The sequence below is a fragment of the Longimicrobiaceae bacterium genome (assembly GCA_035696245.1).
In the GTDB taxonomy this organism is placed as follows: domain Bacteria; phylum Gemmatimonadota; class Gemmatimonadetes; order Longimicrobiales; family Longimicrobiaceae; genus DASRQW01.
On record DASRQW010000006.1, the window covers coordinates 1 to 6,908 of the forward strand.

A 6,908-nucleotide genomic window follows, 5' to 3' on the forward strand; every position below is an offset into this window, starting at 1 on the left:
CACGTTCTGCAGCGGGTCGCCCGCCACGGCGACCACGTCCGCGAAGCGGCCCGGAGCGAGCGTCCCGACGCGATCCTGCCAGCCCAGCAGCTTCGCGGCGTTGCTGGTGCCCGCCACGATCACCTGCATCGGCGTCATCCCGCCCCACTCGCTCAACAGCGTGAACTCGTGCCCGTTGGTACCGTGCGCGCCCACCCCCGCGTCGGTGCCCAGCGCGATGGGTACCCCCGCCGCCACCGCGATGCGGATCGCGTGGCGCATCGCGGCGCCCGCCGCGCGCGCCTTCTCGGCGCGCAGGCCGGTGAGCACGCCGCGGTCGGCGGCGCGCCCCGCCGTCTCGCCCGCGCTCAGGGTCGGCACCAGGAAGGTGCCGTGTTGCGCCATCATGCGCGCCCCCTCCTCGTCCAGGAAGGAGCCGTGCTCCACCGAGTTCACCCCCGCCAGCACCGAGAGCCGGATCCCCTCGGCCCCATGGGCGTGCGCGGCGACCGGCCGGTCCAGGCGGTGCGCCTCGGTGACGAGCGCGGTCATCTCCTCCAGCGTGTATTGGCTGGCGCCCACGGCATCGCCCTCACTCAGCACGCCGCCGGTCGCGCAGGTCTTGATCACGTCGGCGCCGTACTTGGCCTGGTAGCGCACGCTGGCGCGGATCTGGTCCGGCCCGTCGGCGATGCCGGTGCGGTAGTCGCCGTCCATCAGCCCCGGCCGGAAGCCGTTCTCGTCGCAGTGCCCGCCGGTGATGCCGATGGAGTGGCCGGCGTTCTCCATGCGCGGCCCCACCACGAAGCCCTGGTCCACCGCGCGCCGCAGCGCCATGTCGTCGAAGTTGGGCGCGCCCACGTTGCGGATGCTGGTGAAGCCCGCCATCAGCGTCTTGCGCGCGTTCTCCACCCCGATGATCGCCGCCATCCCCTCGAAGTCGCGCACCGCCGCGTCGTCCCCGTCGGGGTCGCCCAGCGTGCGGCCGATGATGTGGGTGTGCGCGTCGATGAAGCCGGGAAGCAGCGTGGCATCGCCCAGGTCCACCACGCGCGCGCCGGCCGGGATCTGCACGCTCCCCGCCGCGCCGGCCGCCACGATCCGGTCGTCGGTGACCACCACCACGCCGTTACGCACGGGCGCCGCGCCGGTGCCGTCGATGAGGCGGGCCGCGCGCAGGACCACGGTGCCGCTGCCCTTCACGGGGTAGTTGCTGCGGAAAGCCGGCGTCGGCGTCTGCGCCTGCACGTGCGCGGACACGAGCAGGCACGCGGAGAGCGCCGCGGCGTAGCGGGTGCGAGTCACGGGTTCACCTGGAGCGTGGGGTGGGGATGCCGGCAGGGCTGAGCGCCCGCGGCGGCCTGCGGTTCCCGACATGATAAGCGCTCGCCGCCCGCCGGGAAATGCTCCCCGCGTCCACCTCTCGCCATCGGACGAAGCACGCCGAAGAGTGCTGCGGGGGGCATTCATGGAAAGCGTATCGGTAGATGCGCTCCCACGGGCGAGACGACGCGGGATGACCGGGAGATGGGAAGCCGCCGACGCCTCGTCTCCCGCACCCGGAACGCCTCGGCGGATGCGGGAGTGTGCGGATCAGCGCACGACGGGCGTGAACCAGGCGCGCGTGAGGGCGATGATTAGCATCACCGCCAGCAGCAGCACGAAGAGGCCGACGGTGCCGTACAGGCAGCCCCGCAGCCCGCAGCCGCCGGGCGGCTCCGGCAGCACGCCGGGCTCGGGCAGCGGCTTGAACTCGGTCTCCGCCGCGTCGGGAGCGTCGGGAGAGTCTTCGGGGGGCGGGGCGTGGTCGGCCATCGATGCGGATCGGCGCGGGGCGCGGTAGGCGGAACGAGAGCGGCAGCAACCCGGACGGGCGCCGCCGCTTTGAATCTACCGTGGGACGTGCATCTCCGGCTACGCGCCCAGCCGCGCGATCTCGTCGGACTCCAGGATGCGCACCCCCGGCCCCGCATCCTTCGCCAGCCGCACCATCGCGCGGGCGACCGTGGCGCCTTCGATGCCGCGGTACTTCCGCAGCGGGCCGACGAGCAGCGGGCCGACGACGGACATCACGCGCTTGCCCGTCTCCTCGCCCGCCCGCCGCTCCGCGCGCTCGCCCAGCAGCAGCGACGGACGGAGGATGACGGCGCTCTCGAACGGCATCGCCCGCACCGCATCTTCCACCTCGCCTTTCACGCGGTTGTAGAAGATGCGCGACCGCGCGTTCGCACCCATCGCCGTGACGATCAGGAACTGCCGCGCCCCGTTCGCCGCCGCCATCCGCGCCGTCTCCACCGGATACGCGAAGTCCACACGCCGGAACGCCTCCTGCGAGCCCGCCGCGCGGATCGTCGTTCCCAGGCAGCAGAACACGTCCTCCGCCGCCACATCGCCGGCCGTCGCCCCAAGCCGGTCGAAGTCCACCACTCGCGCGTCTAGCTTTGCGTGCGTGCGCCCCAGCGGGCGACGCGTGAGCGCGATCACGCGTGCGTACGACGCATCCGCGAGCAGCAGGTCCAGGCAGTGCCCGCCCACGAGCCCCGTCGCGCCCACCAGCAGCGCCACCCGGCCGCCCAAGCCGCCGTCCATCCCGGCCGACGAGGAGCCGGCTTCGGCGCTCAAGGCGTGGTGCCCGACAGGTACTCCGGCGGGATGCGCAGCGTGGGCGACTCGCGCTCCACCAGCAGGTTGGCGATCCACCAGCGGCCGTCGTGCTTCACGAGCTGCATGGCGTCGATGCCGCGCTCCACGGCCGGGCCTGCCGCCGTCCCGCGCGCCTCGTACGTGCTGAACACCTGCACGATGCTGCCGAACCGCTGCGACCGCCGCGCCACCTCGCGCTCCCACCACGCGTGCGACATCAGGTACGGGCCGTTCGTGGCGATGAACGTCTCCACCGGCACCTCGCGGAAGGTGACCGCGCCGTCCGCGCCGGTCACGGAGAAGACGATCTTGGCACCGGGCGTCACCAGCGACCGTAGCCGGTTCCAGTCGCGCGGCCCCGCTGGCCCGGAGATCAGGTCGTACTGCGCGGCCACGATCGCATCTTCCGATGCCACGTCCACCGCCCTCGCCGCAACCCGCCCCGTGTCGCGCGCCGCGGTCGACGCTGCACCGCCCGTCTGCGCACGAGCCGTGGCAGGAGCGGAGGCGAAGAACCACGCCAAGGCCGCGCAGATGCCCATCCACCGCCGTAAGCTCGTCATTGGTCTTTCGGGGTTCGGGAGATGCGCGGCGGACCCGCCGGTCAGGGCGCCGCGTCGAGCACGGAAAGGTAGCCGCTGCTTGCGTACTCCAGGATCTTCGCGTCCCGCGTCACCAGGGTCGCGCCGAGGCGGCGTGCTGTGGCGACCAGGATTCGGTCCGCCGGGTCACCGTGGATCTCGCCCGGCAGGCGTGCGCTGTCCAGCGCGGCCTCGGGCGTCAGCTCCGCCAGGCTGAGGCCGGGAGCCGCCAGCCCGCGCCGCACCCACTCGCCCACCTCCAGGCCGAAGCGGACGCGGCCCTTCGCCTCCAGCATCGCCACCTCCCACACGGAGATGGCGCTCACCAGCAACCCGCCGCGCGCGCTCGCCGCCCGCACCTCCTCCAGCGCGCGGCGGCCCAGCTCGCGCTCCATCCCGTCCATCAGCCAGATCCAGACGTGCGTGTCCAGCAGCAGCGGGGGGATGACGAGCCTACGCACCGGCGTCCCACTCTTCCCCGATGGGGCTCACCAGGTCGCCGTAGAAGGTGACCGAGCCGGCCAGGTGGCCCAGCACCGGCGCGGGCTCCAGGTCGTAGGGGACCAGGCGGGCCACGGGCTGGCCGTAGCGCGTGACCACCACCTGCTTGCGATCCTGGCGCACCTGCTCGATGAGGCGCAGGCAGTGCGTCTTGAACTCCGCGGCAGAGATCCACTCCGGGGGCGTGGCCTCGTAGCGAACTGCGGCCTCGCGAACTACCATCGGCTTTTTCTTGTCGTCCATTCGGGTATCGGCGGATGTGGAGGTGATACCGCTGCTTTACGACCAACAAAATACGACCATCATCCTTCCTGCACAAGTCCCTTCCCCACACCCAGCCGCTCCGCGAGCCGCAGCGCGTCGAACGGGGCGTGCACCTTGGCGTCGTTGTCGAAGTACACGTACACGTCGCGCCCGCGGCGGACCGGACGCACCGGAGAGATGCGGCGTGCGTCCGCCGGCTCGCTCCCGGCGCTCCACGCGCGGATGCGGTCCGCCCACCAGTCCAGCTGCGCGTCGGTGTAGCCGCTGGCGTATAGGTGCTCGGCGCCGTGCAGGCGAATGTAGACGAAGTCCGCCGTGACCTCCTCCTCGTACGGCCACTTGCCCGCGGTGTCGGCGAAGACGAGCGTTGCGTCGTGGGCGCGCAGCAGGTCGCCGAACTCGGGGACGAAGCAGCCGGGGTTTCGGACCTCGAAGGCGTGGCGCAACGGAGCGTCGTGCTCCGGCTCCACCCAGTTGCGGCCCAGCATGCGGTCGTCGTGGCGCAGCGCCAGCTCGGCCGCCTCCGTCGTCGTCTTCGGCAGCGCCTGGAGGAAGGCGGCGAAACGTTCCTCCACGAACCCGAATCGTTCCGGGAACTGCCAGAGGAACGGGCCCAGCTTGTCGCCCAGGCGGAGGACGCCGGACGCGAAGAAGTTGGCGAGCGCCGTCTCCACGTCCTTCAGCTTCTTCATGTGCGTGATGAAGCGGCTGCCCTTCACGGCGAACACGAAGCCCGGCGGCGTCTCCTCGTACCAGCGGCGGTAGCTGGTGGGGCGCTGCAAGGAGTAGAACGAACCGTTGATCTCCACCGTCGCCAGGCGTGAGCCCACGTACGCAAGCTCGCGCTTGTGCGCCACCCCTTCCGGGTAGAACACGCCGCGCCACCCGGCATACGTCCAGCCGGAGATGCCGACGTAGATTCGTCCGCTCACTCGCCGCACCCTTTCATCGCTCCCTCGATCATCATCTGCCGAGCCTCCCCGAGGGCCACGCAAGCGCATCACATCTACCGTAACGCAGTGGCCATCGGGAGATGCCGATCGTCGCATCCTGGTCACCCGCCCGCATCACATCTGCCGAAACGCTTTGCTCGTCGGGAGATGCGATCGCCGCATCCCGTTCACCCGCCCGCCTCTTCCGGCTTGGGGCGAAGCTGCTCGGCGGCGGTGAAGAAGCTGCGGCGGTACCACAGCGTGACGGCGCACGAGGTGATCGCGACCGAGCAGGTGAGCATGAACATCACCACGATCTGGTAGCGCACGGCCAGCAGCGGCGATGCGCCCGCCAGGATCTGCCCGGTCATCATGCCGGGAAGCGAGACGATGCCCACGACCATCATGCCGTTGATGGTGGGGATCATGGACGCGCGAAGGGCGCGTCGCACCGGCTCGCGGGCGGCGCGGGCAGGCGGGGCGCCCAGCGCGAGATACGCTTCCACCTCGCCGCGGCGGCTCTCCAGCTCGGAGCGCAGACGCTCGGCGGAGAGGGCGGCGGCGTTCATGGCGTTGCCCACGATCATGCCGAAGAGCGGGATCATGTAGCGCGGATCGAACCACGGATGCGGCCGCACGACGGCGGCGCCCACATACGCCATCGTCAGCCCGGAGCCGAGCAGCATGGCCGCGCCGGTGATGCCCCACAGCTCGCGCGGCGCGCCCTTCTGCCGGCCCACGGCGGTGTGCGTGGCGACGGCGACCATCAGCAGCATGGCCGCGATCACCACGTACCAGCGGCCCAGCGCGAACACGTAGACCAGCACGTAGCCCACGAGCACCAGCTGCACCACTGTCCGCACGGTGCCGACCGCCAGGTCGCGGCCGAGCCCCAGCCCCTGCCACCGCGAGATGCCGATGGCGACGAGGATGAGCCCGGCCGCCAACCCGAGCTGCGGCCACGTCACGTCCGCGGTGGATGGGTGCGCGGCGGCGACGGGTGCGAGCAGCGCCAGCGTCACGGCCGTACCTCGGCCGATGCGGGGCGGACGCTGTCGTTGCCCAAAATCTCAGCGGCCGTCCCGGTTCGGACGATGCGGCCTGCTTCCATCGTCACCACGAAGTCGCTCACGCGCGCGGCCTCTTCCAGGCGGTGCGTGACCATCACGACGGTGAGATGCCGCCGGTCCGCAAGCTCGCGGACGGTGTCCATCAGCAGGTCGGCCGTGGCGGGGTCGAGCGCGGAGGTGGGCTCGTCCAGCAGCAGCACCTGCGGCCGCGTCATCAGCGCCCGGGCGATGGTCACGCGCTGCTGCTGTCCGCCGCTCAGCCGGTCGCCGGGCCGGTCCAGCAGCTCCGGGTCGAGTTGCGCGTGCGCGATTGCCTCCCGTATCTCCGCCTCTTCCGGCGGATGCCCGGCCAGGCATCCCGCCTCGAACAGGTTCTCGCGCACCATGCCGGGAAAGAGCACCGGCGCCTGGAAGACGAACCCCACGCGCGTCCGCAGCTCACGCACGGGATACTCCGCGAGCAGCCGCCCGCGGAAGCGTATCTCCCCCTCCGTCGGGTCGTCCAGCCGGTTGAGCAGACGGACGAGCGACGTCTTCCCCGACCCGGACGCGCCGACCAGCGACGTCACCCGTCCATCCGGAATCTCCAGATCGACGGAATCCAGCACGCGGATCTCCCCCCGCACCTTCCCCACGCCATGAAGCGTGAACGCCGCCCCATCCTGCCCGTTCTGCATCTCCGCTCCGCCGTTCGTCATCCATTTCGAAAACGCGCACGCCCCAGAACATGCAAGCGCGCCGCCAAGAGCAGGCAAAGTGTAGCACGTCGAGTCCCGGAGCCTCGCGCGGTTCCTGTGGCAACTCTAGAAGTCTGTTGAAAAACGCTGCGCCTCAGGGTGTGAAGCGGTAGATTGAGGGAGCGAATCTACTGGTGAACTCCTCTTCTGCGTAGAGCGATGCTCGGGCGAAACGACACTCCGCTGGAGCTGTTCCAGATG

At 71.0% G+C, this 6,908-nt stretch carries 9 protein-coding genes; all 9 read right to left on the minus strand.

The features are described 5' to 3' along the window. A partial coding sequence (locus VFE05_00180; GenBank protein HET6228457.1) for an amidohydrolase family protein occupies positions 1-1,284 on the minus strand: 1,284 nt, incomplete at its 3' end. Between the two features lie 288 nt (positions 1,285-1,572). After that, entirely contained in the window at positions 1,573-1,794 is a 222-nt protein-coding gene (locus tag VFE05_00185) for a hypothetical protein (GenBank protein ID HET6228458.1), read from the minus strand. 99 nt (positions 1,795-1,893) lie between these two features. After that, positions 1,894-2,601, minus strand: a complete 708-nt coding sequence (locus VFE05_00190) for an oxidoreductase (GenBank protein HET6228459.1) — start codon at positions 2,599-2,601, stop codon at positions 1,894-1,896. Then, on the minus strand, positions 2,598-3,185 hold the full coding sequence (locus VFE05_00195) for a hypothetical protein (GenBank protein HET6228460.1): 588 nt from the start codon (positions 3,183-3,185) through the stop codon (positions 2,598-2,600). The genes VFE05_00190 and VFE05_00195 overlap by 4 nt, the downstream gene beginning before the upstream one ends. 41 nt (positions 3,186-3,226) lie before the next feature. Then, a complete protein-coding gene (locus VFE05_00200) occupies positions 3,227-3,664 on the minus strand; it encodes a type II toxin-antitoxin system VapC family toxin (protein ID HET6228461.1) in 438 nt (145 codons plus the stop codon). Further along, positions 3,657-3,947, minus strand: a complete 291-nt coding sequence (locus VFE05_00205; GenBank protein ID HET6228462.1) for a type II toxin-antitoxin system Phd/YefM family antitoxin — start codon at positions 3,945-3,947, stop codon at positions 3,657-3,659. Before VFE05_00205 ends, VFE05_00200 begins: the two co-directional genes overlap by 8 nt. Positions 3,948-4,006: 59 nt before the next feature. Beyond that, on the minus strand, positions 4,007-4,900 hold the full coding sequence (locus VFE05_00210; protein ID HET6228463.1) for a DUF72 domain-containing protein: 894 nt from the start codon (positions 4,898-4,900) through the stop codon (positions 4,007-4,009). A 188-nt stretch (positions 4,901-5,088) separates the two neighbouring features. Beyond that, on the minus strand, positions 5,089-5,922 hold the full coding sequence (fetB, locus tag VFE05_00215) for an iron export ABC transporter permease subunit FetB (GenBank protein HET6228464.1): 834 nt from the start codon (positions 5,920-5,922) through the stop codon (positions 5,089-5,091). Beyond that, positions 5,919-6,668 (minus strand): phosphate ABC transporter ATP-binding protein, encoded by a 750-nt coding sequence (locus VFE05_00220; protein HET6228465.1) that lies wholly within the window; start codon positions 6,666-6,668, stop codon positions 5,919-5,921. Before VFE05_00220 ends, fetB begins: the two co-directional genes overlap by 4 nt. Between the last annotated feature and the right edge of the window lie 240 nt (positions 6,669-6,908).

Coding starts and splice junctions, on each gene's coding strand:
- VFE05_00185 (HET6228458.1), bottom strand. CDS start 1,794: ATGGCCGACCACGCCCCGCCCCCCGAAGACTCTCCCGACGCTCCCGAC.
- VFE05_00195 (HET6228460.1), bottom strand. CDS start 3,185: ATGACGAGCTTACGGCGGTGGATGGGCATCTGCGCGGCCTTGGCGTGG.
- VFE05_00205 (HET6228462.1), bottom strand. CDS start 3,947: ATGGACGACAAGAAAAAGCCGATGGTAGTTCGCGAGGCCGCAGTTCGC.
- VFE05_00220 (HET6228465.1), bottom strand. CDS start 6,668: ATGACGAACGGCGGAGCGGAGATGCAGAACGGGCAGGATGGGGCGGCG.